This window comes from Brevibacterium sp. Mu109, assembly GCF_900169375.1.
In the GTDB taxonomy this organism is placed as follows: Bacteria; Actinomycetota; Actinomycetes; order Actinomycetales; family Brevibacteriaceae; genus Brevibacterium; species Brevibacterium yomogidense_A.
Map to the genome: position 1 here is coordinate 46,400 of NZ_FXZF01000008.1, position 25,476 is coordinate 71,875.

At 67.4% G+C, this 25,476-nt stretch carries 33 protein-coding genes; 4 read left to right on the forward strand and 29 right to left on the reverse strand.

Annotation, left to right across the window (positions count from 1 at the left end; genetic code table 11):
* Positions 1-3: 3 nt before the first annotated feature.
* Genes BSP109_RS06425 through BSP109_RS06435 form a run of 3 tightly spaced genes read right to left on the reverse strand, consistent with a single transcriptional unit; the run spans position 4 to position 3,787 of the window.
* Positions 4-876 (reverse strand): branched-chain amino acid ABC transporter permease, encoded by an 873-nt coding sequence (locus tag BSP109_RS06425; RefSeq protein ID WP_087007694.1) that lies wholly within the window; start codon positions 874-876, stop codon positions 4-6.
* Positions 873-2,924 carry an AMP-binding protein gene (locus BSP109_RS06430; RefSeq protein WP_101599766.1) on the reverse strand — a complete coding sequence of 684 codons (2,052 nt, stop codon included), beginning with the start codon at positions 2,922-2,924 and terminating at the stop codon, positions 873-875. The genes BSP109_RS06425 and BSP109_RS06430 overlap by 4 nt, the downstream gene beginning before the upstream one ends.
* On the reverse strand, positions 2,921-3,787 hold the full coding sequence (locus tag BSP109_RS06435) for an ABC transporter ATP-binding protein (RefSeq protein WP_101599767.1): 867 nt from the start codon (positions 3,785-3,787) through the stop codon (positions 2,921-2,923). The genes BSP109_RS06430 and BSP109_RS06435 overlap by 4 nt, the downstream gene beginning before the upstream one ends.
* Before the next feature lie 261 nt (positions 3,788-4,048).
* Here BSP109_RS06435 and BSP109_RS06440 point away from each other — a divergent pair, with 261 nt between their 5' ends.
* On the forward strand, positions 4,049-4,969 hold the full coding sequence (locus BSP109_RS06440) for an IclR family transcriptional regulator (RefSeq protein WP_180959635.1): 921 nt from the start codon (positions 4,049-4,051) through the stop codon (positions 4,967-4,969).
* On the forward strand, positions 4,962-6,878 hold the full coding sequence (locus tag BSP109_RS06445; protein ID WP_180959636.1) for an AMP-binding protein: 1,917 nt from the start codon (positions 4,962-4,964) through the stop codon (positions 6,876-6,878). Before BSP109_RS06440 ends, BSP109_RS06445 begins: the two co-directional genes overlap by 8 nt.
* Here BSP109_RS06445 and BSP109_RS06450 read toward each other — a convergent pair.
* Entirely contained in the window at positions 6,861-7,493 is a 633-nt protein-coding gene (locus BSP109_RS06450) for a LysE family translocator (protein ID WP_101599770.1), read from the reverse strand. The two genes, BSP109_RS06445 and BSP109_RS06450, sit on opposite strands and share 18 nt — an antisense overlap.
* A 154-nt stretch (positions 7,494-7,647) precedes the next feature.
* On the opposite strand from BSP109_RS06450, the gene BSP109_RS06455 reads away from it, so the two are divergent.
* Positions 7,648-8,541 carry a LysR family transcriptional regulator gene (locus tag BSP109_RS06455; RefSeq protein WP_087007683.1) on the forward strand — a complete coding sequence of 298 codons (894 nt, stop codon included), beginning with the start codon at positions 7,648-7,650 and terminating at the stop codon, positions 8,539-8,541.
* A gap of 199 nt (positions 8,542-8,740) precedes the next feature.
* On the opposite strand, the gene rplQ is transcribed toward BSP109_RS06455, so the two are convergent.
* The 6 genes from rplQ to infA form a co-directional block, all read right to left on the reverse strand.
* Complete coding sequence (gene rplQ / locus BSP109_RS06460; protein ID WP_087007681.1) at positions 8,741-9,319, reverse strand: 50S ribosomal protein L17; 579 nt, start codon at positions 9,317-9,319, stop codon at positions 8,741-8,743.
* Between the two features lie 42 nt (positions 9,320-9,361).
* Positions 9,362-10,360: a DNA-directed RNA polymerase subunit alpha gene (locus BSP109_RS06465; RefSeq protein ID WP_087007679.1), complete on the reverse strand. Its 999-nt coding sequence runs from the start codon at positions 10,358-10,360 to the stop codon at positions 9,362-9,364.
* Positions 10,361-10,532: 172 nt separating this feature from the next.
* Positions 10,533-10,934 carry a 30S ribosomal protein S11 gene (rpsK, locus tag BSP109_RS06470; RefSeq protein ID WP_087007677.1) on the reverse strand — a complete coding sequence of 134 codons (402 nt, stop codon included), beginning with the start codon at positions 10,932-10,934 and terminating at the stop codon, positions 10,533-10,535.
* A gap of 33 nt (positions 10,935-10,967) precedes the next feature.
* Positions 10,968-11,336: a 30S ribosomal protein S13 gene (gene rpsM / locus BSP109_RS06475; RefSeq protein WP_087007675.1), complete on the reverse strand. Its 369-nt coding sequence runs from the start codon at positions 11,334-11,336 to the stop codon at positions 10,968-10,970.
* Between the two features lie 209 nt (positions 11,337-11,545).
* Positions 11,546-11,659 (reverse strand): 50S ribosomal protein L36, encoded by a 114-nt coding sequence (rpmJ, locus tag BSP109_RS06480; RefSeq protein WP_019159373.1) that lies wholly within the window; start codon positions 11,657-11,659, stop codon positions 11,546-11,548.
* Positions 11,660-11,739: 80 nt separating this feature from the next.
* Positions 11,740-11,961 carry a translation initiation factor IF-1 gene (infA, locus tag BSP109_RS06485; RefSeq protein WP_087007673.1) on the reverse strand — a complete coding sequence of 74 codons (222 nt, stop codon included), beginning with the start codon at positions 11,959-11,961 and terminating at the stop codon, positions 11,740-11,742.
* Between the two features lie 269 nt (positions 11,962-12,230).
* Between infA and BSP109_RS06490 the strand changes: the two genes are divergently transcribed.
* Positions 12,231-13,382, forward strand: coding sequence for a hypothetical protein (locus BSP109_RS06490; protein ID WP_101599771.1), 1,152 nt, complete (start codon positions 12,231-12,233; stop codon positions 13,380-13,382).
* 123 nt (positions 13,383-13,505) lie between these two features.
* Here the strand turns inward: BSP109_RS06490 and BSP109_RS06495 are convergent, their stop codons facing one another.
* From BSP109_RS06495 to rplV, 19 genes are all read right to left on the reverse strand, one after another.
* Positions 13,506-13,856, reverse strand: a complete 351-nt coding sequence (locus BSP109_RS06495; RefSeq protein WP_101599772.1) for an META domain-containing protein — start codon at positions 13,854-13,856, stop codon at positions 13,506-13,508.
* 171 nt (positions 13,857-14,027) lie between these two features.
* Positions 14,028-15,839 (reverse strand): trypsin-like serine protease, encoded by a 1,812-nt coding sequence (locus BSP109_RS06500; protein WP_101599773.1) that lies wholly within the window; start codon positions 15,837-15,839, stop codon positions 14,028-14,030.
* Between the two features lie 212 nt (positions 15,840-16,051).
* Entirely contained in the window at positions 16,052-16,876 is an 825-nt protein-coding gene (gene map / locus BSP109_RS06505; protein WP_101599774.1) for a type I methionyl aminopeptidase, read from the reverse strand.
* Entirely contained in the window at positions 16,876-17,445 is a 570-nt protein-coding gene (locus BSP109_RS06510; protein ID WP_087007663.1) for an adenylate kinase, read from the reverse strand. The genes map and BSP109_RS06510 overlap by 1 nt, the downstream gene beginning before the upstream one ends.
* 114 nt (positions 17,446-17,559) lie before the next feature.
* On the reverse strand, positions 17,560-18,861 hold the full coding sequence (secY, locus tag BSP109_RS06515; protein WP_101599775.1) for a preprotein translocase subunit SecY: 1,302 nt from the start codon (positions 18,859-18,861) through the stop codon (positions 17,560-17,562).
* Positions 18,862-19,120: 259 nt separating this feature from the next.
* Positions 19,121-19,576: a 50S ribosomal protein L15 gene (gene rplO, locus BSP109_RS06520; RefSeq protein ID WP_101599776.1), complete on the reverse strand. Its 456-nt coding sequence runs from the start codon at positions 19,574-19,576 to the stop codon at positions 19,121-19,123.
* Position 19,577: 1 nt separating this feature from the next.
* Entirely contained in the window at positions 19,578-19,760 is a 183-nt protein-coding gene (rpmD, locus tag BSP109_RS06525; protein WP_087007657.1) for a 50S ribosomal protein L30, read from the reverse strand.
* A complete protein-coding gene (gene rpsE / locus BSP109_RS06530; RefSeq protein ID WP_101599777.1) occupies positions 19,760-20,437 on the reverse strand; it encodes a 30S ribosomal protein S5 in 678 nt (225 codons plus the stop codon). Before rpsE ends, rpmD begins: the two co-directional genes overlap by 1 nt.
* Entirely contained in the window at positions 20,434-20,814 is a 381-nt protein-coding gene (gene rplR / locus BSP109_RS06535) for a 50S ribosomal protein L18 (RefSeq protein ID WP_087007653.1), read from the reverse strand. Before rplR ends, rpsE begins: the two co-directional genes overlap by 4 nt.
* A 2-nt stretch (positions 20,815-20,816) precedes the next feature.
* Positions 20,817-21,353, reverse strand: coding sequence for a 50S ribosomal protein L6 (gene rplF / locus BSP109_RS06540; protein ID WP_087007651.1), 537 nt, complete (start codon positions 21,351-21,353; stop codon positions 20,817-20,819).
* 19 nt (positions 21,354-21,372) lie between these two features.
* A complete protein-coding gene (rpsH, locus tag BSP109_RS06545) occupies positions 21,373-21,771 on the reverse strand; it encodes a 30S ribosomal protein S8 (RefSeq protein ID WP_087007649.1) in 399 nt (132 codons plus the stop codon).
* 65 nt (positions 21,772-21,836) lie between these two features.
* Entirely contained in the window at positions 21,837-22,406 is a 570-nt protein-coding gene (gene rplE, locus BSP109_RS06550) for a 50S ribosomal protein L5 (protein ID WP_087007647.1), read from the reverse strand.
* Complete coding sequence (gene rplX / locus BSP109_RS06555) at positions 22,406-22,771, reverse strand: 50S ribosomal protein L24 (protein WP_143275862.1); 366 nt, start codon at positions 22,769-22,771, stop codon at positions 22,406-22,408. The genes rplE and rplX overlap by 1 nt, the downstream gene beginning before the upstream one ends.
* 2 nt (positions 22,772-22,773) lie before the next feature.
* Positions 22,774-23,142, reverse strand: coding sequence for a 50S ribosomal protein L14 (rplN, locus tag BSP109_RS06560; RefSeq protein ID WP_087007645.1), 369 nt, complete (start codon positions 23,140-23,142; stop codon positions 22,774-22,776).
* A gap of 142 nt (positions 23,143-23,284) precedes the next feature.
* Positions 23,285-23,563, reverse strand: a complete 279-nt coding sequence (rpsQ, locus tag BSP109_RS06565) for a 30S ribosomal protein S17 (protein ID WP_087007643.1) — start codon at positions 23,561-23,563, stop codon at positions 23,285-23,287.
* Positions 23,563-23,814 carry a 50S ribosomal protein L29 gene (gene rpmC / locus BSP109_RS06570; RefSeq protein WP_087007641.1) on the reverse strand — a complete coding sequence of 84 codons (252 nt, stop codon included), beginning with the start codon at positions 23,812-23,814 and terminating at the stop codon, positions 23,563-23,565. The genes rpsQ and rpmC overlap by 1 nt, the downstream gene beginning before the upstream one ends.
* A 2-nt stretch (positions 23,815-23,816) precedes the next feature.
* Entirely contained in the window at positions 23,817-24,233 is a 417-nt protein-coding gene (rplP, locus tag BSP109_RS06575; protein ID WP_101599778.1) for a 50S ribosomal protein L16, read from the reverse strand.
* Positions 24,234-24,235: 2 nt separating this feature from the next.
* Entirely contained in the window at positions 24,236-25,069 is an 834-nt protein-coding gene (gene rpsC, locus BSP109_RS06580; protein ID WP_087007636.1) for a 30S ribosomal protein S3, read from the reverse strand.
* Positions 25,069-25,449, reverse strand: coding sequence for a 50S ribosomal protein L22 (rplV, locus tag BSP109_RS06585; protein WP_087007634.1), 381 nt, complete (start codon positions 25,447-25,449; stop codon positions 25,069-25,071). The genes rpsC and rplV overlap by 1 nt, the downstream gene beginning before the upstream one ends.
* Between the last annotated feature and the right edge of the window lie 27 nt (positions 25,450-25,476).

Sequence of the window (25,476 nt, forward strand, 5' to 3'; positions counted from 1 at the left end):
GGTTCAGACCCTTTCGATGCGCTTCTCGCCGAACACGCCGTACGGGCGGACCAGCAGCACGAGGACGAGGACGAGGTAGGGGACGATCTCTGCGAGGCCCGGATCCATGTAGCCGGAGACGAACTGCGTGACGAGGCCGATCGTGAGGCCGCCGACGATGGTGCCGGGCACGGAGTCGAGACCGCCCATGATGACCACGGGGAACACGAGGAGCCCGAAGTTCACGATGTTCATCTCCACCGTCGTGATGTCCGCCAGCGTCACGCCGGCGATGAGTGCGGAGATCGCGGCGAGCGCCCACGACATGGCGAACACGCGGCGCACGGAGATGCCCACGGTCATCGCCGCCTGCTGGTCGTCCGCGACGGCCCGCATCGCGACGCCGTGGCGGGACTTCTGGAAGAACCAGGTCAGCAGGCCCAGCACGACGGCGCAGATGACGATCGCCCACAGGCGGTTGACCGGCACGGTGCCGCCCAGGATGGAGACGGAGCCGCGCGGCAGGATGGGCGGCATGGACCGCGGCTGCGTCCCGTAGAACATCTGGACGAGCGCACTCAGCACACTCGCCAGTCCGATCGTCACCATGATGATCGATATGTGGCTCTGTCCCACCATGGGTCTGAGGATGAACCGCTCGACGACCACGCCGACCACCACCGCGACCAGCACTCCGACGAGGAGCGCGAGCACGATCGGAAGCTGCATGACGACGAACGCCGTGTAGAAGGAGTAGGCGCCGATGAGCAGGAACTCGCCCTGCGCGAAGTTGATGACTCCGGTCGCCTTGTAGATGAGGACGAAGCCCAGGGCGGCGAGCGCGAGGATCGCACCCTCGGACAGTCCGATGACGAGAAGCGTGACGAAGGTGCTCACTTGCGACCACTCCAGACCTTGCGACGCACGCGGCCGGCGGGCAGCGAATATCCGGTGAGGTCGAAGATCCGCAGCGGCAGGGAGCGCTGTGCGACCGTGCCGTCCTGGTAGGTGACCGTCGATTCCATCGTGAGCTCTTCCTGTCCCTCCGCGAGTGCGGTGATGATCGGGGCGTAGCGCTCACCGATGACGTTGCGCCGCACCTTCCGCGTCCTGGTGATCTCGTCGTCGTCCGGGTCGAACTGCTTGTGGAGCAGCACGAACCGGTTGACGCGGATGCGCTCCATGAGCCCTTCGTTGGCGGTCGCGATCTCCTCTGCGACGAGGTCGTACACCTCGGGCTTCGAGGCGAGATCCGTGTAGGTGGTGAAGGAGATCCGGTTGTGCTCGGCCCATGCGCCCACAGTCGCGGGGTCGACCGTGATGATCGCGCACATGGCGGCGTCGGCATCCGCGGCCTCCGGCACGTCGAGTCCGGTGCCGGAGAACACGACCGCCTCCTCCACGTACGGGGAGAACTTCAGCTTGTTCTCGATGAACGCGTGGGAGTACATCGTGCCGTCGTCCGCGAAGACGACGTCCTTGAGCCGGTCGACGACGATCAGCTGTCCATTGTCATCGAGGTAGCCCGCGTCACCGGTGTGCAGCCAGCCCTGACGGGTCACGGCCTCTCCGGTGGCATCGTCGTTGCGGTGATAGCCGCGGAAGACTGCGGACGATCGGAGCATGATCTCCTGCTTGTCCCCGAACTGGATCTCCGTGCCCGGCAGGGGCTCGCCCACCGATGCGAACGACACTGCGGCATCGCGGTGGAGCACTGCGATGCCGCAGATCTCCGTCTGGCCGTAGATCTGCTTGAGGTTGACGCCGATCGAATGGAAGAACTGGAACACGTCGGGTCCCAGCGGGGCGCCGCCCGTGTAGCAGCGCTTGATGCGCGTGAGGCCCAGCTGTTCGCGGATGGGGCGGGTGGCGACGAGGTCCGCGATGCCGGCTGCGAGCTTCAGGCCCGCCCCCGGCTTCTTCCCCTCGGCCCGCACGGTGGCCGCCCTGTCCATGACGTCGTAGCCCCAGCCGAAGATCGCGCGCTTCAGCGGTCCCGACTCATCGATGCGCACCTGGACCTCGGAGAGGAGCGACTCCCAGATGCGGGGTGGGGCGAACATGACGTCCGGCCCGATCTCCCTGAGGTCCGCGCGCTGCGTCGAGGAGTCCTCCGGGAACGACACGGTGAACCCGGTGTGGAGGCTGCACGCCACGGCGAGCATCTGCTCACCGATCCAGGCGAACGGCAGCGTCGACACGTAGCGGAACGACGCGTCGATGGGATCCACCTCGGTGAGCCGGTCCGCCATCGACAGGAGGTTCGCGTGGGACAGCTCTGCGAGCTTGGGCTTCGAGGTCGTGCCGGACGTCGTGCAGATGACGGCGAGTGATTCTGGCTCGCTGCGCGCGATCTCGTCGTCGAGCCACCCGTCACGACCCTTCGCGTACTCCCGCCCTGCGTCCTCCACCGCGGTGAACTCGCGGAGCATCGGATGGTCGTACTGCTCCAGGCCGTGCGGGTCGTAGAAGACGATGTGCTCGACGAGCACGCCGTCGGCGGACTCCGCATCCATCGCGAGCAGCTTGTCGACCTGCTCCTGGTCCTCTGCGACGACGACGCGCGCACGTGACACTGCGAGCACATGCGTGAGCTCGGTGCCGATCGAGGTCGGATAGATCCCCACGACCGCGGCGCCCAGTGACTGAGCCGCCAGTTCCGCGATGAGCCATTCGGGACGGTTGTCGCCCAGGACCGCGACGATGTCGCCCCGCTGAACGCCCATCTCCGCCAGACCGTGCGCGAAGTCGCGCACCCGCTCGCGGTAGACGCTCCACGTCATGGGCATCCAGATCCCGTACCGCTTCTCCTGGAGGGCGACCTGGTCCGGACGCTGCGCGGCCAGCCGCTCGAGCAGCTGCGGCATCGTGTGCGTGATCCCGTGAGGAGGCCGGTCGGCGACGAAGCCGCCTGCCGACGGCGCCGCATGGTTCGCTGCGCTCATGACGTCGCCCCCGCTCCCAGGTACGCCTCGATGACTCGGGGGTTGTCCATGACCTCCTGGGGCGTGCCGTCCCCGATCACCTTCCCGAAGTCCAGCACCGTGACGCGGTTGGAGATGTCCATGACCACGTTCATGTCGTGCTCGATGAGAACGATCGAGACGCCGGCGAGCTCGTGGACGTCCAGGATGTAGCGGGCCATGTCCTCCTTCTCCTCTGCGTTCATGCCGGCCATCGGCTCATCGAGCAGCAGCAGCGACGGCTGGAGGGCGAGTGCACGTCCCAGCTCGACCCGCTTCTGGATGCCGTAGGCCAGGGTCCCCACGGGCTTCTGGCGGTACGCCTGCAGCTTGAGCAGGTCGACGACCTCCTCGACGATCTCGCGGTGGGCGATCTCCTGCCGTCGGGCAGGACCGAACCACAGCATCGAGGTCAGGACGTTCTGCTTCATGTGGATGTGGCGGCCGAGCATCATGTTCTCGAGCACCGTGAGGTGATCGAACAGTTCGATGTTCTGGAAGCTGCGCGCGACCCCCAGGCGTGCCACCCTGTGGGGCGGCAGGCTGGTGAGCGCGCGTTCGCGGATGTCGAGGGAGTCGATGTCCGCCTCCGGCGACGCCGCAGGCTGATCGCGGCGTCCCCGGCCCACGTCATCTGCGACGTACCGCAGCGCGACGGAGCCTGAGGTGGGCCGGTAGAGACCGGACATGCAGTTCAGCAGGGATGACTTGCCCGCCCCGTTCGGCCCGATGATCGCGTGGATCGTGCCCGACTCCACGGACATGTCCACGTCTGCGAGCGCCGTGACGCCGCCGAACTTCAGGGTCAGGTCGGACACCCGCAGCAGAGGCTGCCCCGGGGGCATCGAGCTCCCGTTGAGTGAGTGTCTGTACGCGCGTGTTCGCAAAAGGATGCTCCTCGCAGATCCCAGCGAGGGGTCGTCCTTGGTGCGCCCTCGCTTCCGGAAGTGACTGGCGTCACCCGGTGGAATCACAATACGTTTCCACTATGCTGAATGCAATACCTGATTGAACGAATGCATATTTCATTGCGAGAGCAGATGCCGCGTCGTACAGTGACATCTGTGCTCCACGCCGGAGTACGGACGAGGAATGGACGGACACGCATGGTGGTCGACAACGGTGCACCCAAGGGCGGGCTGGGCACGATCCGCAATGCGACGCTGCTGATGGACCTGCTGGCCCGCAGCCCGTACTTCCACCAGCTCACGGATCTGGCCCAGCAGTCGGGGATGACCGTCCCCACGGTGCACAGGCTCCTCCGCTCGCTCGTGTACGCGGAGTATGCGGTGCAGGATCCCGCGACCTCGCGATACGGACTGGGACAGGCCGTGACCCGACTCGCGGTCCATCAGATGTCCAACAACCCGATCCTCACGGCGCTGAGCCCGTTCATGATCGGCCTGCGCGATCAGCTGGACGCGACGATCGCCGTGCACGTCCTCATCGGGGGCGAGGCCGTGTGCATCGACCAGGCCGAGGCCCGGGACCGCGGGCCGTTCCGCCGCCCGCTCCGGTCGGTGCCGGCGCTCGAATCCGCGGCCGGCCGCATCCTGGCCGCACACGCGGGCGATGAGGTGTGGGAGTCGATCCGCACCGGCCGCACCGCAGAGCCGGGCACCGGAGCCGAGGATGCCCCGGGAGGCCCAGCTGGCCCGGCCGGTCCGGTCGGTCCGGTCGGCCCGGGAGCCCCGGGCACCCCGGAAGCCTCGAGCACCTCGGGCACCTCCACCTCGGGCACCTCGGACGCCCCGCATGCTCCGACTCCTTCCGCCTCCACTGAGGCAGCGGACTCCGCTGCTGACATGGCATCCAGGCGGAGCGCCTGGCGCTCTGCGGAGCACGTGGTCTTCGAATCGGCGGACCCGACGGCCTCGAACGAGGTGGCAGTGCCCGTCCGCGCTGCCGACGGAGTCGTGGTCGCCGCGCTGTCGGCAGATCTCCATCCGACAGCCGACCCCCACGCCGTCGCCGCATCGCTCCTGCGGACTGCGGCGTCGTGCGGAAGGAGCATCTCCCATGGCTGAGCACATCCCCCCGTGGCTGCGCACCCTGCAGTCCGACGTCCACGACGAATGGGCGGAGTCCCTGGGACACCTCGAGTGGTCGACCTCGCCCCGCGAGGTCTGGGAACCTCCGACGGCGCCCGGTACCGCAGGTGCCTGGTTCCCCGGCGGCAGGATCGACGTCGTCTGGAATCTCGTCCACCGCCATGCGGCGGAGCACGGCGACCGGATCGCCCTCCACTGGGAGGGAGAACCTGGCGACCGCCGCTCACTGACCTACGGACAGCTGTCGCAGCAGGTCGAGCAGGCTGCACGCGCGCTGCGCGGGCTGGGGGTCGACGCCGATGCCGTCGTGGCGCTGCACACCGGATGGCTGCCGGAGACGGTCGTCACGATGCTGGCGTGCATGAGCATCGGCGCCTCGTGGTCGATGCTCCCCGTCTCCCTCCCGCCCGAGGCCCTGGGCACCCGCATCGACGAGCTCTCACCGACCGTCCTGCTCACCCAGGACGGCGCGTGGCGCCGCGGAGCGGTGCTGCCGCTGAAGAACCGGGCCGACGAGGCCCTCGCGAGCACCGCCGGGGTCGAGGCCACGATCGTCGTCCGCCGCACCGGCATGGACGTCCCCTGGTTCCACGGCGACCACTGGTTCAGCGACCTCATCGGCTCCGGCCCCTCCACGAGCGCGGCTGCGCCGGATCCTGCCGGTGACGGAGCACAGCTGCCCGCGGAGGGCGTGCGAGCCGCGGGCCCCGTCCCGGGCATGTCCGCGGGCGTCCCGGCGGACCACGTGCTCTGCACCCGGCAGCAGGCCTCCGGAGCACCGACCACACGGCTGACCCAGCACTCCGCAGCAGGGGTGCTCATGACCGCGGCGGCCTTCCACGCGGCCGTTCGCACCGGCCCGGTCTTCTGGTGCGCAGCAGACGTGTCATGGGCGGTCTCCACCTGGCACGGCTTCATCGGTCCGCTGCTGTTCGGCGACACGGTCGTGGTCTACGAGGGCACGCTCGACGTCCCGGACCAGCTGCGCACGCTCGACGTGGTCGAGCGCTACGGAGTCTCGACGCTGGTCTCGTCCCCGTCCGTGATGCGCACCCTGCGCTCTTGGAACATCGACGCCGAACTCAGCGCCCGCGGCTCCACTCTGCGCCGACTCGTGACGGCGGGCGAACCCGTCGAACCCGGGCTGCGGGGCTGGATGGAGAAGACGTTCTCAGGGACCGGATGCGAGGTCGCGGACGGCTGGGGGCAGGTGGAGCTCAATGGGATCGTCCATGTGAACGGGCAGTCCACGCTGCTCGACACAGCGCACGTGGCCGCACTCGGGGAGGACGGGAAGCCGATCCGACCCGGCGAGTCCGGTCAGCTGGTCCTGCGCCTGCCCACCCCGGGGTCCCTGGTCCTCGCTGACGCTCTGGCAGACGGGTGGGAGCACCAGACGGCGGATGCCCTGGGATTCACGGAGGACCTCGTCACGGCCGCGTCCGACGGCAGCCTGCACTTCCGCGGCCGGATGGATGCCGTGGTGTCCGTGTCCGGCCAGCTGATCTCGCTCGAGGCCGTCGCCCGCTCCCTGCTGGAGCATCCCTTCGTCAGTGCAGCCACGGCCCTGCGCGCGCACAGGGAGAACTCCGGCAGCACGATCATCGCGTGCGTGGTCGCCGACGGAGAGCCGGGTGCGGGAACGGCGCGCGAACTCATCGCCACCGTCAACGCGGAGCTCGGCGGACTGGCGCGACCGCGGATGATCGTCTTCGTCGATCGGATGACAGGCGCGATCGATCGCGGGGAGCTCACGGACGCACTCGTCGCGCTCGTGCCCTCGCGCACCGCGTGGGCCGTGCGGACGTGGGACGAGGTGCTCGAGGCCGTCTGCACCACCGCGCGTGGCCGCGGAGACGCCGCCCCGTCAGAGGACGACGAGTGAGACGCCGAGCACCACGAGGATCGCGCCCGCGACGCCGTCGACGATGAGGGGTCCGGAACCTCCGGTGAGGTACCGGCCCACGCGACCTGCGATGACGGAGAGACCCGCCCCGTAGACGAGCATGCACCCGACGACGGTCGCCACGAGCAGCACGTGGTCGACCGCGCTGGGCGACGCCGGCAGGAACGGCGGGAGCAGGGCCAGGAAGAACAGCCCCGTCTTGGGATTCGTGAGCGAACTGATCAGCCCGGTGCGGAACACCATCGGCAGCGAGCGGGCGGGCAGGCGCGGTTCGCCGGCAGGAGCATGCGCAGCGGAGCCCCGCCGAGCCCTGTTGACCTGGAGGAGCGCAGTCACGCCGAGGAAGACGAGGTAGCTCCCACCCACCCAGGTCAGCCCCGTGCGGACATCCGGGAACCGCTCCAGGAGCGCGGCGACTCCGGTGAGAGCGAGCACGGCCCACACCAGGACACCCAGGCCCGCCGCGGCGGTGTACACCAGCCCCGCACGCACACTGCGCGCCGCGAAGCGCAGGGTCAGGAACGTATCGGGGCCCGGCGTCACCGCCAGGATCACGCTCGCACCCAGGAACGCGATGAACTCCGCCCCGGTCACCCGGCGACCTCCCGCAGCGCCATCCGGCACCTCTTCCTACTGACGATCACACGCCCCGCCGGACGGCGAGACCCCTCCAAGGATGAGCCATCCGACCGTCACGGAAAAGCAGATATATTCGTACAACCATCAGTCTCTTCCTTATGATAGGGGCATGTGGGATCTCAACAGGCTGAGGATGTGGCGCGCGGTCGTGAGCACCGGATCGGTGACGGAGGCTGCGCGGAACCTCCAGTACTCCCCTGCGAGCGTCAGCCAGCAGATCATCGCACTGCAGCAGGCGGTCGGATTCCCCCTGTACCGGCGGGTGGGGCGCGGGATCGAGATCACCGAGGCGGGCCGCAGGTTCGCGGCGGAGACGAACGACCTGTTCGAGGAGTCCGCGCGGCTCACGGACGTCGTCGATGCACTGCGCTCCGGACCGCGCGGGCATGTCTCGATCGGGTGCTCGTCGTCCGTCGCACGGGAGTGGATCCCCGGCGTGCTGCGTGAGGCTGTGGCTCGGTTCCCCCACCTCCGCTACGACGTGATGACGAACGAGCCCTTCACCGGCACCGACCGGCAGCGGGCGGACGTCGACGTCGTGAGCGAGCCGGGACACGCAGAGCCTGTGACCAGGGGCGGGCTGCGCAGCGACCACCTCGTGGACGACACCTATCTCCTCGTGCTGCCCGCCGATCACCCGCTCAGCGAGCACTCCGTCGTGTCCGTCGGCCAGCTCGCCGATGAGCCGCTGCTGGACCCCGACGTGCAGGGCAGCGCGACCGGCGATGTCATCGACCATGCCGCACGGGCCGCAGGCATCTCTCCCCGCTACGCTGCGCGGGCAGACGACCACTACGGCATCCTCGCCATGGTGTCCGCAGGCATCGGCCTGGCGGCACTCCCCCGCCTCGCGGTGGCGCAGCTGCCCGCCGACCTCACGTCACGACCGCTGACCGACCCGACGCCCTACCGGCGCATCATGCTCCACGTGGACCGCCGGGTCGCGCATCTGCCGCATGTCGAGTTCCTCCGTGAGGCGTTCATCCGGACCGCCACCGCATGACCGAGGGCACGACCGCATGACCGAAGGTGCGGCTCCACGACCGAGGGCTCTGTCGCATGACCGAGGTCGCCGGTGAATGACGAAGGCCGCCGGCCTCCCGAAGGAGGACGGCGGCCTGCGTGCGAACACTCTCGCGGCGCGTGCCGCGACGGCTCGTGGAGCTCAGTCCCCGCAGAGCTTGCCTACGGGGACAGCGGGCTCACTTGGAGTCGTCTGCCGGTGCCTCAGCAGCGTCATCGGCGGGTGCCGAGTCGGCGTCTGCTTCTGCTGCGGCCTGTGCCTCGTCGTCCTGTGCACCCGAGGTGACGTCCGGCTCAGCGGCCGGCGTCTCCTCGGTCTCGACCACCTCGGCGTCCGACGCAGCGGCTTCGGCAGCAGTGGCCTGCTCGGCCTCCTTCACCGTCGCCTGCTTGGGCGAGTAGGGCTCGAGGACGAGCTCGATGACGGCCATCGGGGCGTTGTCGCCCTTCCGGGGGCCGATCTTCGTGATGCGGGTGTAGCCGCCCGGGCGCTCAGCGACCGCAGGTGCGATCGAGGTGAACAGCTCGTGGACGATCCCCTTGTCGGAGATCGAGCCCAGCACGCGACGACGCGACGCGAGGTCGCCCTTCTTCGCGAACGTGACGAGGCGCTCCGCAACCGGACGCAGGCGCTTGGCCTTGTTCACGGTGGTGGTGATGGACTTGTGCTCGAAGAGCTGCGCAGCCAGGTTGTTGAGCATGATGCGCTCGTGCGCCGGCGAGCCTCCGAGGCGGTTTCCCTTGGTGGGAGTGGGCATTGTTCTGTCTCCTTGGAATTCTTACGTACCGCGGGCAACCGCTCAGTACTGCTCGTCCTCGACGTACGCGTCGTCGTCGGTCTCGCCGGCTTCGCCGAAGCCGACCGCGCTGTCCTTCAGGTTCAGGCCGAGCTCGCCGAGCTTCTGACGGACCTCATCGATGGACTTCTGACCGAAGTTCCGGATGTCCATCAGATCTGCCTCGCTGCGAGCGACGAGCTCACCCACGGTGTGGATGCCCTCGCGCTTGAGGCAGTTGTACGAGCGGACCGTCAGCTCCAGGTCCTCGATCGCCAGGGCGAGATCAGCGGCCATCGCGGCGTCCACCGGCGACGGACCGATCTCGATGCCCTCGGCCTCGACGTTCAGCTCACGGGCCAGGCCGAAGAGCTCGACGAGGGTCTTGCCCGCCGACGCCAGCGCATCGCGCGGGACGATCGAGGGCTTCGTCTCGACGTCGACGATGAGGCGGTCGAAGTCCGTGCGCTGCTCGACACGGGTGGCCTCCACCTTGTAGGACACCTTGAGCACGGGCGAGTAGATCGAGTCGACCGGGATCCGGCCGATCTCCGCGTCCGCGTTCTTGTTCTGCGCTGCGGACACGTAGCCGCGTCCACGCTCGACGGTCAGCTCGATGTCGAGTCGACCGGTGTCGTTGAGGGTGGCGATGTAGAGCTCTGGGTTGTGGATCTCGACGCCTGCAGGCGCGGAGATGTCCTCAGCGGTGACGGCTCCGGGGCCCTGCTTGCGCAGGTAGGCCACGACGGGCTCGTCGAACTCCGAGGACACGACCAGCGACTTCAGGTTGAGGAGGAACTCTGTGACGTCCTCCTTCACCCCCGGCACCGTCGAGAACTCGTGCAGGACTCCGTCGATCCGGACGCTCGTGACCGAGGCCCCGGGAATGGACGACAGGAGGGTGCGACGCAGCGAGTTGCCGAGGGTGTAGCCGAATCCGGGCTCGAGCGGTTCAATGGTGAACCGCGATCGACGATCGGAGACGACCTCTTCCGTGAGCGTGGGGCGCTGTGCAATGAGCACGTGGGCTTCCTTTCAGCGAACATCCGCTATATGACGTTCGCGGGCATTCAAGAGCACGCGGCGGGGACGTGCTCGAAACGCTGGCGGTTGAAGGTCCGACTGCGACCCGCGGCACCCTGCTGCGATGTCCCGGAGGAGCATCGCCGAGGTGTCGGGCCGCGGCCGGTGCGGATCAGCCGCGCCGACGCTTGGGCGGACGGCAGCCGTTGTGCGGGGTGGGGGTGACGTCCTGGATCGTGCCCAGCTCGAGGCCGGCGGCCTGCAGCGAGCGGATCGCGGTCTCACGTCCCGAGCCCGGGCCCTTCACGAAGACGTCGACCTTCTTGAGGCCGTGCTCCTGTGCGCGACGGGCAGCGGACTCCGCGGCCATCTGAGCGGCGTAGGGCGTCGACTTGCGCGAGCCCTTGAAACCGACCTCACCGGAGGACGCCCACGAGATGACGGCGCCCGACGGGTCCGTGATGGACACGATCGTGTTGTTGAACGTGGACTTGATGTGCGCCTGACCGGCGACGATGTTCTTCTTCAGGCTGCGGCGCGTCTTGCGCGCAGCTGTGCGTGTCTTGGGAGGCATATTCGTCGAAACTCCTGATCGATCCTGGAAGGATTACTTCTTCTTACCGGCCACGGTGCGCTTGGGACCCTTGCGGGTGCGCGCATTGGTCTTCGTGCGCTGTCCACGCACGGGCAGACCGCGGCGGTGGCGGAGGCCTTCGTAGGAGCCGATCTCGACCTTGCGGCGGATGTCGGCGGAGACCTCGCGGCGGAGGTCGCCCTCCACCTTGAAGGTGCCTTCGATGTAGTCGCGCAGCTGGATCAGCTCCGCATCGGTCAGGTCTTTCACACGGGTCGACGGGCTGACGCCGGTCTCCGTCAGGGTCTGGCGCGCACGCGTGCGGCCCACACCATAGATGTATGTCAGGGCGACCTCCACCCGCTTCTCACGGGGGATGTCGACTCCGGCAAGACGTGCCATCTGTTCTTCCTTCTCATTGATTCGGAGGTGCTGCTGCAGTCCTTCTCCCCCGGGATGTCCCGTGGGTCCCCGGCCTCCGACCGAGGGTGTCGTCCCGCCTGCAGCGGATCACTGGGATCCCTGCGGTGCGGGGGGCGAGGTCTGCGTGGGTGTGCGGCTCGCTCCCGATCAGTCGAGAGCGACGCCAGATCTGCCCGAAGTGGGTACGATCAGCCCTGACGCTGCTTATGGCGCGGGTTCTCGCAGATCACCATGACGCGGCTGTGGCGACGGATGACCTTGCACTTCTCACAGATCGGCTTGACGCTGGGCTTCACCTTCATAGCTGTTCCTTCTTCCACCGCGAATGCCCCGAGTACCCCCGGGGCAGCGCCTGCGAAATCGTCGAAGCGATCGTGTTTGCTTACTTGTACCGGTAGACGATGCGGCCGCGCGACAGGTCGTAGGGAGAAAGCTCCACGACGACCCGGTCCTCAGGCAGGATGCGGATGTAGTGCTGACGCATCTTGCCGGAGATGTGAGCGAGAACCTTGTGGCCATTGGTCAGCTCGACCTTGAACGAGGCGTTCGGAAGCGCTTCCAGCACGGTTCCCTCGATCTCGATGACCCCTTCTTTTTTGGCCATGTGTGTTCTCACCCTCAATTTCCCGCGGTATCACCGCGTGTCGTTCGTCTTGTCAGGGCTTCGCCCCTCGTCGACCGGCAGCCTGAGCGTCCGGGAGCCTGCTGCACCTCACTGGTGGACCATCGTGGATAGACTCTCCACACATCGATCACCCTGCAGCGTGCACAGACGTCCCGTGGTCACAGGCCAAGAGAACACTCTACAGCACCGCGGACTCGTACGCCACATGGCCTGACCCGCGCAAGGTGGACACGCCGGAGGAGCGTCCCATGCCCCACGCCACCGACCCGCCGGACAGGTCGCTCGCGCTCGACGGCCCCACGCGCAGGCTCGCGCACCGCGTGCTGCCGACTCTCCTGCACCCGGCCGCCGCGCCGGCGGATCGGATGGCCGCGGCACGGATCCTCGATCGCGCTCAGACCACGTCCCTCACGGCCGTCCCCGCTCCCGAGGCCCTCCTCCGGATGCTCATGCGCTTAGTCCGCCCGTCTCCCGGTGCGCGCCTGTGGGAGCGGCTCTGGCCGACCCTGTCCAGTCGTCGGGCCCTCGAGGTCCTGCGCTGGGCGCCGGGTCTCGAGCCGGTCCCCCGCGGGCCCCAGCGCTTCGTGTCCGTGCCGAGGAGTGCGCTGACATCGCGCCGCCCCCGCGTGCGGCAGGGTCGGTTGGGCGACTGCTGGCTGGTGGCCGTGATGTCCGCCTGCGAGCAGGTCCGACCGGGCTTCCTGCAGGGGCTGATCTCCTCCGAAGGTTCGGCCACCCCCGCTGCTGGGCCCACCCGGGGCGAATCCGGGACCGCGGATCCATCGGTGCGGCTCACAGCGATCGATCTCCTCGAACCGGCCCTCGCCGTGCCCATCCTCCGGCGGATCCCGTTCCTCCCGGTGCGGCGTCGCCGGGTCGTCGTGAGCACGCGGGTCCCTGTCGCACATCGCGCCGGCGACCGCAGGCAGCGGCCGAACGCCGCGTCGCTCATCGAGAAGGCCGCCGCGGCGGTCTGGGCGAACGGGTCCTATCGTCGCCTCCAGAATGACTTCGCGGGGATCGGCCTCCTGCTGCTCACCGGACGGTGGTGTCCCGCGCGCCCCGTCCCGCGCACCGTCGAGCACATCGCGGAGTGGCTGGACGCGGGGCGGCCCGTAGTGCTGTCGACGCTCGCCCGCCCCCGGGGCTCCTTCACAGTCGCGCGCGAGGACGGCACCGGCCGCATCGCCTTCATGGATGCCCACGTGTACACCGCAGTGCGGGCACTCCGCTGCAAAGAGGACGGCCGACCCGACTCCGGTGCGCCGGTGAGACTGCATGTCCGCAACCCGGTGGGCGGCGGCGAGAGCCCGGCCCTGCGCCGAACGGACCTCTACCTGTCCGAGCGACAGCTGCGGCGCGCGTTCATCAGCGTGAACGTGGGGCCGTCGCTGCGCTGATCCGGGTGTCTGATCAGGGTCCCCGATCAGGGTCCCCGATCAGGGCCCCGCGACCAGGTCACCGCGACCAGGTCACCGTGGTCAGGACTCCGCGACCAGGTCACCGTGCTCGGGACTCTTCGCTCAGGACTCCGCGCGCGTCAGCACGCCGATCTCTTCGCCGGTCCCGTCGTAGACGTGGAGAACAGTTCCGTCTGCGCGCACAGAGGAGGCCTTCGACAGCCATGTGTCCACCCCGGGACATGCCTTGAGTGTGCTCAGGCCGCGCCGGATGGTCGCCGTCTCGCCGTCCGGTGCGTACCAGCCGCCGACGCCGTTGCATCCGTCTGAGCCGGACAGCACGCCTTCGCCCGGCTTCCCGCCGAGCAGGCCGCCGACGGGTGCGGGTCCGCGGAACTCGAGGAACGCTGTGGTGGGGACCTCCGCCTCCCACCGGCCCTGCAGGATGCTGCTGGTCTGCTCATCAGAGGCCATCGGTCGAACTCCTTCCGGTCGGTGCAGTGCGCCTGGAGGGGCACCGCACCGTACACGCTACCGGGCCGCGCGGGTGCTGCGGGCATGACGAAGGGGCGCAGGGTCTCCCCTGCGCCCCTTCGTGCGGATCAGCGGGTCATGTCCGCTTCACCGCTGCGTGAGTGCTGCGACTCAGGCCTGACGACGACGTGCGACGTAGACCAGTGCGCCGCCGAGTGCGACCAGTCCGGCTGCGCCCGCAGCCAGCGGTGCAACGGTGGAACCGGTGCGGGGCAGGTCTTCGCCGCCCTCGCCCTCGTCGCCGCCTTCGCCTTCGTCGCCTTCACCGGCGACGACGGAGAAGGAGCTCTCGAGCGTCTCGTCCTCGGTCTGTGCGACCACGTCGTACTCACCGATGTAGGCCTCGGCCTCAGCGGTCGTCATGCCCCAGATGCGGGACTGCGCGACGCCGTCTTCGTCAGCCGTGACGGTGATCGACTTCGCCGGCTCCTGATCGGCTTCCTCAGCGGGAGCCTCTTCGGAGCCTGCGTTGGCCGATGCCGCGTCTGAACCGGTGAAGGTCTCGAAGAGGACCTCGGAGCCCGGCTCCACGCCCTCGACCGTGTACTTCACACCGCGGTCGTCGGACTCGGCCTGCTCCTCGTCCTCTGCGAGGAAGCGCTCAGCGGCGATCTCCTGCGGGTCGACGGACAGTTCCGCGTCCACATCCGCGTCATCCGTCTCCGTGGGAGTCGGCGCCGGTGTGGTCGGATCCTCGGTGGGCTCCTCCGTGGGGTCCTCGGACGGCGTCTCCGAGGGATCCTCGGTCGATTCGCCGGACGTCTTGATGTCGTAGTCGCCGGGGAGGTGCGTGAGGCCCTCGGCCAGCTCTGCGGTCCACAGCATGGCGGGCATGTCAGCGCTCGCCTCGATGCCGCCGGACACGACGCCCACAGCCTTGTCGCCCATCATGACGGCGCCGCCGGAGTCGCCGCCGGCGACGTTGGTCTCCGAGGCGAAGCCGTAGACCATGTATTCGTTGCCCGCGTCGTCTGTGACGGGCGCGTAGCCGTCGACGATGCCGATCGACACCTTGCCGTTGGACTCGTCCCAGCCGATGTCGCCTGCCGTCTTGCCGGTGGTCCGTCCGGAGTGGAAGACCTCCGAGCCGATGTCCTCGCTCGTCACGTCGTGCACACCGGTGATGTCGGTGGTGTCGGACGCGAGGTCGTCGGCCTGGCCGGACTCCTCGCTCCACGTCGCCGCCTCGCCGATGAGGTTGAAGCCGGCCGACTCGTCGACCGTGATGACGGCGAAGTCCTGCATCTGCTCAGGATCGAGGTCTGCGTCCGTCTCGACGTCGCCGAGCACCTTCGGGCCGTACTGCGAGTGCGTGAACTCACCGAGCTTGCGGGACTGGTCCCACTCCGCGGTGTCGTAGCTGTCGGTGAAGACGTTCGACGTCGAGGGGCGCTCGACGTACACGTCGCCCGTGGCCTCACCGCCGGAGCAGTGGCCCGCGGTGATGATCGCGTCCTCGCCCTCGGGACCGGTCGCCGGGAAGCCGACGGAGCACAGCCCCGCCCCGGCAGAGGTCTCCACGACGTAGCCGGCACCGGCGACGACATCGTCGGATGCCTCGTAGGCAGCGCCGTCGGTCGCCGTGCTCGACGGTTCCGGGCTCTGGGTGGAGTAGGTCGATGCGACTTCCTGGACGACGAGGTCCTCACCGGTCTGGTCCTGCGCGACCGCGTTGGCGGGCTCGAGGGCCTTCTCGACCTCGGCCTCATCGGAGCCCGCGACGACCTGCGCGACGAGCGAGCCGTCCTCGCCGTGGCCGATGGCCGCGATGCTCTCGCTGCTGGTGAATGCCTCTGCCGCAGCAGTCTTGAGGTCCGTGCTCGGAGCCGCGGACGCAGGGCCCGCGATCATCGCGCCGCCGAAGCCCAGCGCGACAGCCGCGCTCAGAGCGACGAAGCGCTTACCCGTGGTGGGGTGTGCCATTCGTTCATCCTTCGTTTCGATGTCTGTCCGCATCTGCACACGACATCGCGCGTGCATCGCTACGCCGACTCTGCCAGCCGACCCGCCATGACGGAACTTGTGTTCATTGTGGTCACGAAATGATCACGGCGGTCCGGATCTCGTGACTGTCGACCTCACCGTGGGCTGACCGGGTACCCGCAGCAGTGCCGGTGCAGTCCAGCAGTATCGGTTCAGTCCAACGGCACGGGGGCGACGCCGTAGGGCCTGAGCCGCTCCGCTCCCCCGTCCGGCGCTGTCAGCACCCAGATGCCGCCGGCGTGCCGGGCCACGGAATGCTCCCAGTGGCTGGCACGGGCCCCGTCGACGGTCACGACCGTCCAGTCGTCGTTCAGGGTCTTCGTCTCGATGTCACCACCGACGAGCATCGGCTCGATGGCCAGGCACATCCCCGGCTTCAGCTTGGGGCCCATGCGCTTCGCGCGGTAGTTCAGGACCTCGGGCTCCATGTGCATCTGCGACCCGATCCCGTGCCCGGTGAAGTCCTCGATGAGGCCCAGGTCCGGAGCGAGCTGCTGCGCACGCTCCTCGATGGCCGCACCGATCTCACCGACCTTCCGGCCCGTCGCCATCGCGGCGATGCCCGCCCACATGATCTCCTCGGTGGTCCGTGAGATCCGCACATGGGCTGGATCGGCCGCTTCCTCACCGCCGACGAACACCGTGATCGCCGAATCGCCGTGCAGACCGTCGACGATCGCACCGCCGTCGATCGACACCATGTCGCCCTGCTCCAGGACGCGGTCGCCCGGGATCCCATGGACGACGACCTCGTTGACCGACACGCACAGCGTGCCGGGGAAACCGTGGTAGCCCTTGAAGTTCGACGTGGCGCCCATGTCCGCGATGACCTTCGCACCGGCCGCATCGATGTCCGACGTCGTCGCACCCGGCACACACGCCGCACGGGCGGCCTCCAGGGCCGCCCGTGTGACGAGTCCCGCACGACGCATCGTGCGGATCTGCTGGTCGCTCTTCAGCTCGACCGAATCAAACATCAGCGGCCGATCGCCTCGAGGATCCGGCCCGTGATCGCCTCGACCTCACCGAGGCCGTCGACCTGCTTGAGGAGTCCGCGCTGCGCATAGATCTCCGTGAGAGGCTGCGTCTGCTCCGCGTACACGTCGAGGCGGTGCCTGATGACGTCCTCGGTGTCGTCCGAACGACCCTGGAGGGACGCGCGGGCCAGCAGACGACCGACGACCTCGTCGACATCGGCGGTGAGTTCGACGACGTGGTCCAGCGAGTGCCCGGCAGCCTCGAGCATCCCGTCGAGCTCTTCCACCTGGGCCTGCGTGCGCGGGTAGCCGTCGAGCAGGAAGCCGCCCTTCGCGTCCTCCTGGGACAGTCGGTCCGCCACCATCGAGTTGGTCACCTCGTCGGGGACGTACTCCCCCGCGTCCATGTACCGCTTGGCGGTCTTGCCCAGCTCCGTCTCGCCTTTGACGTTGGCCCGGAAGATGTCGCCCGTGGAGATCGCGGGGACGTCCAGTGCCTCGCTGAGTCGGGCAGCCTGCGTGCCCTTCCCCGCCCCGGGGGGTCCGATCAGGATGATGCGAGTGCTCATGAGATTCCTTTTCTCTATGTGGCAGGGCCGAGGTCGCCGTCCGACACCGGCCGCGGCGCAAAGCATCCCGGGCTCTGGGCCCTGGATGCTCCGGTCACCGGGTGCCGGTTCGGATCAGCGCAGCAGACCCTCGTAGTGGCGCTGCTGCATCTGGGAGTTGATCTGCTTGACCGTCTCCAGGCCGACGCCGACGATGATCAGCAGCGAGGTGCCGCCGAACGGGAAGTCCTGGTTCGCATTGATGAGTACCAGTGCGACGAGCGGGATGAGCGCGACGCAACCCAGGTAGAGCGAGCCGGGAAGCGTGATGCGCGTCAGCACGTAGCTGAGGTACTGCTCCGTGGGCCGGCCCGCACGGATCCCGGGGATGAAGCCGCCGTAGCGCTTCATGTTGTCCGCGACCTCTTCGGGGTTGAACGTGATCGCCACGTAGAAGAACGTGAAGAAGATCGTGAGGATGAAGTAGGTGACCATGTAGATCGGGTGGTCGCCCTGCGTGAAGTAGGTGCCGATCCACTGGACCCACTGATCCCCGGGGTCGCCGAACTGCGAGATCAGGCTGGGCAGGTACAGGACCGACGAGGAGAAGATCACCGGGATGACGCCGGCCTGGTTCACCTTGATCGGGATGTACGTGGATGTGCCGCCGAACATGCGACGGCCCACCATGCGCTTCGCGTACTGGACCGGGATGCGCCGCTGCGACTGCTCGACGAACACGACCAGGCACACGATCACGAGGCCCACGAGGATCACCAGCAGGAAGATGTCGATGCCCTGCGAGTTGAGGATGTTGCCGAACGAGGACGGGAAGCCCGCGGCGATCAAGGTGAAGATGAGCAGCGACATGCCGTTGCCGACGCCGCGCTCGGTGATCTGCTCACCCAGCCACATGATGAGGCCGGTGCCGGCGGTCATCGTCATGATGATGATGCCGATGCCCCACCAGGTGTCATTGATGATGAGGTCCTGGCAGCCCTCGACGTTCCCGAACAGGGCTCCGGTGCGCACCGTCGACACGAGCGTCGTCGCGTTGAGGACGGCGAGGCCCAGCGTCATGTAGCGGGTGTACTGCGTGAGCTTCGCCTGCCCGGAGGCACCCTCCTTGTGGAGCGCCTCGAACCGGGGGATGACGACGCGCAGCAGCTGGGTGATGATGCTCGCCGTGATGTACGGCATGAGCCCCAGCGCGAAGATCGACAGCTGGAGCAGAGCTCCACCCGAGAAGAGGTTGATCATGCCGAACGCACCCTGCGTGAGCTGGGGCGAAGCGACGCATTCCTGCACCTGCGCATAATCGATCCCCGGCGACGGGATGAAAGAACCGAGCCGGAAGAGCACGATGATCCCGAGGGTGAAGAGCAGCTTGTTGCGAAGGTCAGGCGTCCTGAAAGCGCGCCCTACAGCTCCGAGCACTCGTCCTCCTGATGAGCGTGCGCCGGTCCGGGAGGAGGTCCGGCGGACGCACGGCGAGCACGGTCCGCGTTGAGGGGGACTCGGCAACTCGCGCTTGCGACCGGCAGGTCCAAGACAAGGATCGACGACGAAACGACAATATTCCTCGAGAGACTCTATCAGTGCGCTGGAACCCCACCGAATCGTCGACGGCACCGCAGACGACTGTGGGGCACAGCCGATTCGGCTGTGCCCCACAGGGTGATGCGTGTCGCGAGCGTCAGGCGGTCGTGACCGACCCTCCGGCCGCAACGATCTTCTGCTCCGCGGAACCGGAGACCTTGTCCGCCGTGATGTTGATCGCAACGGTGATCTCGCCGGTCCCCAGCACCTTGACGGGCTGGTTGGCGCGGACGGCGCCCTTCTCGACGAGATCGGCGACGGTCACGTCGCCGCCCTTCGGGAAGAGCACGGACAGCTTGTCGAGGTTGACGACCTGGAAGGTCACCTTGCTCGGGTTCTTGAACCCGCGCAGCTTGGGCAGCCGCATGTGCAGCGGCGTCTGCCCACCCTCGAAGCCGTGCGGCACCTGGTAGCGGGCCTGTGTGCCCTTGGTGCCGCGGCCTGCGGTCTTTCCGCCCTTGCCGGCCTCACCGCGACCCACACGGGTCTTCGCGGTCTTGGAGCCGGGAGCGGGACGCAGGTGATGCAGCTTGAGTGCGTTCTCTTCTGCCATATCAGTCCACCTCTTCCCAGGTGACGAGGTGGCTCACGACGTTCACCATGCCGCGGATCTCAGGACGGTCATCCTTCACCACGACATCGTCGATCCGCTTGAGACCGAGCGTGCGCAGGGTCTCGCGCTGGTTCTTCTTGCCACCGATATCAGACTTCAGCTGGGTGATCTTGAGCTTGGCCATCAGGACGTCGCCCCGCTTTCCGCTGCACGGAGGAGTGCTTCAGGAGCAACCTCGTCGACGGACAGGCCACGACGTGCTGCGACCTCTTCGGGACGCTCGAGGCCCTTGAGCGCGGCGATCGTGGCGTGCACGATGTTGATCGCGTTCGAGGAGCCCAGCGACTTCGAGAGGATGTCGTGGACACCCGCAGCATCCAGCACGGCGCGGACGGGTCCGCCCGCGATGACGCCGGTGCCCGGAGCCGCGGGACGCAGCAGGACGACGCCGGCTGCCTTCTCCGCGGTGATCGGGTGCGGGATCGTCTTCCGGATGCGGGGGACGCGGAAGAAGTTCTTCTTCGCCTCCTCGACACCCTTGGCGATGGCCGAGGGAACTTCCTTGGCCTTGCCGTAGCCCATGCCGACCATGCCGTCACCGTCACCCACCACGACGAGAGCGGTGAAGGCGAAGCGACGTCCGCCCTTCACCACCTTCGAGACGCGGTTGATGGTGATGACGTGCTCGATGAACTGGTTCTTGTCTTCGCGGTCCGAGCGGTTCCCGCGGCGATTGCCGCCGTCCCCACGACCCCGGCCACGACCGCGACCGCGGTCACCGGCGTCGGAGGCCGGCGCCTGCTGCTGCGCATCGGGCTGGGCCTCAGTGGGCTGCGCCGCCTTGTTCTCTTCAGTGCTCACAGTGCGAGTCCTCCTTCACGTGCTCCGTCGGCGACTGCGGCCACACGGCCGTGGTAGGCGTTGCCACCACGGTCGAAGACCACTGTCTCGACTCCAGCTGCCTTGGCACGTTCAGCAACGAGCTCGCCGACGCGGTGCGCCTTGGCGGTCTTCTCGTCGCTCGCACCGCGGAGGTCCGCCTCCATCGAGGATGCGGATGCCAGCGTGAGGCCGGCTGCATCGTCGATGACCTGGACGAACACGTGGCGCGATGAGCGAGTGACCGCGAGGCGCGGACGCTCGGCGGTGCCACTGATGTGCTTGCGGAGTCGGGCGTGGCGCCGGATACGTGCGGCGGTCTTGCCCTTGCCGTAGCTCTGCTTCTTTCCGAAGGCCATGGTCACTTACCAGCCTTTCCGACTTTGCGACGGACATTCTCGCCGGCGTAACGAACACCCTTGCCCTTGTAGGGCTCGGGCTTCCGGAGCTTCCGGATATTAGCGGCGACCTCTCCGACCTGCTGCTTGTCGGTGCCGGACACCGTCACCTTGTTCTGACCCTCGACTGCGAAGGAGATGCCCTCCGGAGCCTCGACCGTGATCGAGTGGCTGTAGCCCAGGGCGAACTCGAGGTTCGTTCCCTTGGCCTGCACGCGATAGCCGGTGCCGACGATCTCGAGGGACTTCGAATAGCCCTCCGAGACGCCGACGATCATGTTGTTGATCAGCGTGCGCGTCAGACCGTGGAGCGAACGTGATTCGCGCTCCTCGTCCGGACGCGACACGGTGATCGTGCCGTCCTCGAGGGACGCGGAGATCGGGGCCGGCACGGTGAACGAGTGCTCACCCTTGGGGCCCTTCACGCGAACGTCCTGGCCATCGACGGTGACGTCGACGCCGGAGGGAACGGAGATGGGATGCTTGCCAATGCGTGACATAAGTTTCTCCTCCTTCCCGTTACCAGACGTACGCGAGGACTTCGCCGCCCACGCCCTGCTTGCCTGCTTGCTTGTCCGTGAGGAGTCCCGACGAGGTCGAGAGGATCGCGATGCCGAGTCCGCCGAGCACCCTCGGGAGGCCGTTCGACTTGGCGTACACGCGGAGACCCGGCTTCGACACGCGGCGGATGCCGGCGATCGAACGCTCACGGTTGGGTCCGAACTTCAGATCGAGCTCCAGGGTCTTCCCCACTTCGGCGTCGGAGACGCGCCAGTCGGAGATGTAGCCCTCGCTCTTGAGGATCTCGGCGATACGAGACTTGAGCTTGCTGTAAGGCATGCTCACGTCCTCGTGGTACGCCGAGTTCGCGTTGCGCAGACGTGTCAGCATGTCTGCGACGGGATCGGTCATAGTCATGTGGGCTCGTGCCCTTCCTCGTCACGGTTTCCCCGCCGTGAGGCGGGGACCTTCAACGTAGAGGTTCAGTTTTTCTTGAACGGGAAGCCGAGGTGACGCAGAAGAGCGCGTCCCTCGTCGTCCGTCTTGGCAGTCGTCACGATCGTGATGTCCATACCGCGGACCCGATCGATCTTGTCCTGATCGATCTCGTGGAACATCGACTGCTCCGTGAGGCCGAACGTGTAGTTGCCGTTTCCGTCGAACTGGCGGTCGGACAGACCGCGGAAGTCGCGGATACGGGGCAGCGCCAGTGACACGACGCGGTCCACGAACTCCCACATGCGAGCTCCGCGCATCGTCACGTGAGCGCCGATGGGCTGCTCCTCGCGCAGCTTGAACTGCGCGATGGACTTCCGAGCTCGCGTGACGACGGGCTTCTGGCCCGTGATGAGGGTCAGATCCTGGATCGCACCCTCGATGAGCTTCGAATCGCGCGCGGCGTCACCGACACCCATGTTCACGACGGCCTTGACGAGGCCGGGCACCTGCATGGGATTCGAGTAGCCGAACTCCTCCTGCAGCTTGCCGACGACATCGTCGCGGTAGACCTGCTTGAGGCGCGGGGCCGGGCGGGCGTGAGTTGTCTCAGTCATCAGATGTCCTCCCCGGTACGACGCGACACGCGCACGCGGACGGTCCGAGAGCGGCCGTCGCGCTCGACGGTCTCCTCGCGGTAGCCCACACGCGTCGGCTTGTTGTCCTTGGGATCCACCAGCATCACGTTCGAGATGTGAACGGGTGCCTCGTGGATCTCAATGCCGCCGGCAGTGGAGCCGGATGCGGTCTGCGTCGGCTTGCGGTGCTTCGAGACGCGGTTGACGCCTTCGACGAGCACGCGATTGCGCTCGGGGTAGACCTCGAGGACCTTGCCCTGCTTGCCGCGGTCGCCGCCGCGCTCCTGACGTGCGCCGGCGATCACCTGTACGAGATCGCCCTTCTTGATCTTGAACTTCGCCATGATCACAGCACCTCCGGAGCCAGCGAGATGATCTTCATGAACTTCTTGTCGCGCAGCTCACGGCCCACAGGGCCGAAGATGCGGGTGCCACGGGGTTCGCCGTCGGTCTTGAGGATGACGGCGGCGTTCTCGTCGAAGCGGATGTACGAGCCATCCGGACGACGACGCTCCTTGGCGGTGCGGACGACGACCGCTTTCACGATGTCGCCCTTCTTGACGTTTCCGCCGGGGATAGCATCCTTGACGGTGGCGACGATCGTGTCGCCGATGCCGGCATAGCGCCGGCCGGAGCCGCCGAGCACACGGATGGTGTGGATCACCTTCGCACCCGTGTTATCGGCGACCTTGAGTCGCGACTCCTGCTGAATCACTTGTTCTCTCCTGTCGTCTCGCCGGTTCTCACGTGTTCGCGAGCCTGGCGGAACGGATATGGGGCAGCCGTCCGCTCACCCCCGGTTCCCGGTAGCCGCCGCGGAAGAGGCGGGACCGGGAGGGACGGGGGCAGCGTCTGGGTCACTTGGCGCGTTCGACGATCTCGACGAGTCGCCAGTGCTTCGACGCCGACAGCGGACGGGTCTCGGCCACGACGACGAGGTCGCCGATGCCGGCGCTGTTCTCCTCGTCATGGACACTGATCTTGCTGGTACTGCGCAGCACCTTGCCGTAGAGGCGGTGCATCTTGCGGTCCTCGACCTCGACGACGATGGTCTTGGCCATCTTGTCGGAGACGACGTACCCGCGGGCGGTCTTGCGCGAGCCGCGCTCGACCGGAGTCTGAGTCTGCTCGGCCATCACTTATCCTCTTCCTTCGCAGCGGACGGATCGGTCCGGATTGCAAGCTTGCGCTCGTTGAGCACCGTGTAGATCCGTGCGATGTCGCGACGGACGGCCTTGAGGCGGCCATGGCTCTCCAGCTGGCCGGTGGCCGTCTGGAAGCGGAGGTTGAAGAGTTCGGCCTTGGCCTTCTTCAGCTCCTCGGCGAGACGCTCGTTGTCGAAACCATCGAGCGCGTCCATGGAGAGATCCTTGGAACCGATAGCCATTCTCATTCACCACCTTCGCGCCGCACGATGCGGGCCTTGAGCGGAAGCTTGTGGATCGCGAGGCGCAGTGCCTCACGAGCGACTTCCTCGGACACACCGGCGAGCTCGAACATCACTCGACCCGGCTTCACATTCGCGACCCACCACTCAGGCGAGCCCTTGCCTGAACCCATGCGGGTCTCAGCAGGCTTCTTCGTCAGCGGACGGTCCGGGTAGATCGTGATCCAGACCTTTCCGCCGCGCTTGATGTGGCGCGTCATGGCGATACGAGCCGCTTCGATCTGACGGTTCGTCACGTACGCCGGTTCGGTGGCCTGGATTCCCCAGTCACCGAACGTGACGGTGTTGCCGCCCTTGGACATTCCGCGGCGGCCCGGGTGGTGCTGCTTGCGGTACTTGACACGGCGTGGGATGAGCATGGTCAGCCCTCCGATCCGGCTTCGGCCGCAGGAGCGGCCTCAGCAGTGTTCTCTGTCGTCTTCTGCTGGGCGTCACCGCTGCGTCCGCGTCCGCGTCCGCCGCGCTGGCGTCCACGTGCCGCAGGTCCGCCGGCGCCACCGCCGCGGGGTCCACCGCGACCCGAAGGCTGCGAAGCCTCCTGCGCAGCGAGCTCCTTGTCGGTGAAGTCGCCCTTGTAGATCCAGACCTTCACGCCGATGCGGCCGAAGGTCGTCTGCGCCTCGTAGAAGCCGTAGTCGATGTTCGCGCGCAGGGTGTGCAGCGGCACACGACCTTCGCGGTAGAACTCCGACCGGCTCATCTCAGCACCGCCCAGTCGGCCCGAGCACTGCACGCGGATGCCCTTGGCACCAGCGCGCTGAGCGCTCTGGATGGCCTTGCGCATCGCGCGGCGGAATGCCACGCGGCTGGCGAGCTGCTCACCGACGCCCTGCGCAACGAGCTGCGCGTCGACCTCGGCGTTCTTCACCTCGAGGATGTTGAGCTGGATCTGCTTGCCCGTGAGCTTCTCGAGGTCTCCACGGATGCGATCGGCTTCCGCACCGCGGCGGCCGATCACGATGCCGGGACGAGCCGTGCGGATATCCACACGGACGCGATCACGGGTGCGCTCGATGTTGACGCGCGAGATGCCCGCGCGCTCAAGTCCGGTGCTCAGCAGCGTGCGGATCTTGATGTCCTCGCCGAGGTAGTCGGCGTAGCGCTGACCAGCCTTCGACGAGTCCGCGAACCACTTCGAGCGGTGGTCCGTGGTGATTCCGAGTCGGAATCCGTTGGGATTGATCTTCTGACCCATCAGCGGTTCCCCTTCCGGTCAGCCGGGATGTCGTCGCCGGATGCGAGAACCACTGTGATGTGGCTCGTGCGCTTGTTGATGCGGCCGGCCCGACCCTGCGCACGGGGACGGAATCGACGCATGGTCGGTCCTTCGTCCACGAACGCCTGGGTGATGACGAGCTCGTCCTCATCGAACGCTTCGCCCAGCTTGTCGGCCGTCTGGCGTGCGTTGGCGACGCCCGAAGCGACCAGCTTGTACAGCGGATCGGACACAGACTGCTCTGCGAACTTGAGCACCGCGAGGGCTTCCGACGCCTGCTGACCACGAATGAGGTCGACGACGCGGCGAGCCTTCTGGGGCGTGACGCGCAGGTAGCGCACCTTCGCCTTGGCTTCCATCGTTTCCTACTTCCTTCAGTCTCAGAG

Excerpts from the sequence above, each read along its gene's own strand:
- BSP109_RS06430 (WP_101599766.1), bottom strand. The coding sequence starts at position 2,924 with ATGAGCGCAGCGAACCATGCGGCGCCGTCGGCAGGCGGCTTCGTCGCC.
- BSP109_RS06435 (WP_101599767.1), bottom strand. The coding sequence starts at position 3,787 with ATGCCCCCGGGGCAGCCTCTGCTGCGGGTGTCCGACCTGACCCTGAAG.
- BSP109_RS06440 (WP_180959635.1), top strand. The coding sequence starts at position 4,049 with ATGGTGGTCGACAACGGTGCACCCAAGGGCGGGCTGGGCACGATCCGC.
- BSP109_RS06445 (WP_180959636.1), top strand. The coding sequence starts at position 4,962 with ATGGCTGAGCACATCCCCCCGTGGCTGCGCACCCTGCAGTCCGACGTC.
- BSP109_RS06455 (WP_087007683.1), top strand. The coding sequence starts at position 7,648 with ATGTGGGATCTCAACAGGCTGAGGATGTGGCGCGCGGTCGTGAGCACC.
- rplQ (WP_087007681.1), bottom strand. The coding sequence starts at position 9,319 with ATGCCCACTCCCACCAAGGGAAACCGCCTCGGAGGCTCGCCGGCGCAC.
- rpsK (WP_087007677.1), bottom strand. The coding sequence starts at position 10,934 with ATGCCTCCCAAGACACGCACAGCTGCGCGCAAGACGCGCCGCAGCCTG.
- rpsM (WP_087007675.1), bottom strand. The coding sequence starts at position 11,336 with ATGGCACGTCTTGCCGGAGTCGACATCCCCCGTGAGAAGCGGGTGGAG.
- rpmJ (WP_019159373.1), bottom strand. The coding sequence starts at position 11,659 with ATGAAGGTGAAGCCCAGCGTCAAGCCGATCTGTGAGAAGTGCAAGGTC.
- infA (WP_087007673.1), bottom strand. The coding sequence starts at position 11,961 with ATGGCCAAAAAAGAAGGGGTCATCGAGATCGAGGGAACCGTGCTGGAA.
- BSP109_RS06490 (WP_101599771.1), top strand. The coding sequence starts at position 12,231 with ATGCCCCACGCCACCGACCCGCCGGACAGGTCGCTCGCGCTCGACGGC.
- BSP109_RS06495 (WP_101599772.1), bottom strand. The coding sequence starts at position 13,856 with ATGGCCTCTGATGAGCAGACCAGCAGCATCCTGCAGGGCCGGTGGGAG.
- BSP109_RS06500 (WP_101599773.1), bottom strand. The coding sequence starts at position 15,839 with ATGGCACACCCCACCACGGGTAAGCGCTTCGTCGCTCTGAGCGCGGCT.
- map (WP_101599774.1), bottom strand. The coding sequence starts at position 16,876 with ATGTTTGATTCGGTCGAGCTGAAGAGCGACCAGCAGATCCGCACGATG.
- BSP109_RS06510 (WP_087007663.1), bottom strand. The coding sequence starts at position 17,445 with ATGAGCACTCGCATCATCCTGATCGGACCCCCCGGGGCGGGGAAGGGC.
- rplO (WP_101599776.1), bottom strand. The coding sequence starts at position 19,576 with ATGGCAGAAGAGAACGCACTCAAGCTGCATCACCTGCGTCCCGCTCCC.
- rpmD (WP_087007657.1), bottom strand. The coding sequence starts at position 19,760 with ATGGCCAAGCTCAAGATCACCCAGCTGAAGTCTGATATCGGTGGCAAG.
- rplR (WP_087007653.1), bottom strand. The coding sequence starts at position 20,814 with ATGGCCTTCGGAAAGAAGCAGAGCTACGGCAAGGGCAAGACCGCCGCA.
- rplF (WP_087007651.1), bottom strand. The coding sequence starts at position 21,353 with ATGTCACGCATTGGCAAGCATCCCATCTCCGTTCCCTCCGGCGTCGAC.
- rpsH (WP_087007649.1), bottom strand. The coding sequence starts at position 21,771 with ATGACTATGACCGATCCCGTCGCAGACATGCTGACACGTCTGCGCAAC.
- rplE (WP_087007647.1), bottom strand. The coding sequence starts at position 22,406 with ATGACTGAGACAACTCACGCCCGCCCGGCCCCGCGCCTCAAGCAGGTC.
- rplX (WP_143275862.1), bottom strand. The coding sequence starts at position 22,771 with ATGGCGAAGTTCAAGATCAAGAAGGGCGATCTCGTACAGGTGATCGCC.
- rpsQ (WP_087007643.1), bottom strand. The coding sequence starts at position 23,563 with ATGGCCGAGCAGACTCAGACTCCGGTCGAGCGCGGCTCGCGCAAGACC.
- rpmC (WP_087007641.1), bottom strand. The coding sequence starts at position 23,814 with ATGGCTATCGGTTCCAAGGATCTCTCCATGGACGCGCTCGATGGTTTC.
- rplP (WP_101599778.1), bottom strand. The coding sequence starts at position 24,233 with ATGCTCATCCCACGCCGTGTCAAGTACCGCAAGCAGCACCACCCGGGC.
- rpsC (WP_087007636.1), bottom strand. The coding sequence starts at position 25,069 with ATGGGTCAGAAGATCAATCCCAACGGATTCCGACTCGGAATCACCACG.
- rplV (WP_087007634.1), bottom strand. The coding sequence starts at position 25,449 with ATGGAAGCCAAGGCGAAGGTGCGCTACCTGCGCGTCACGCCCCAGAAG.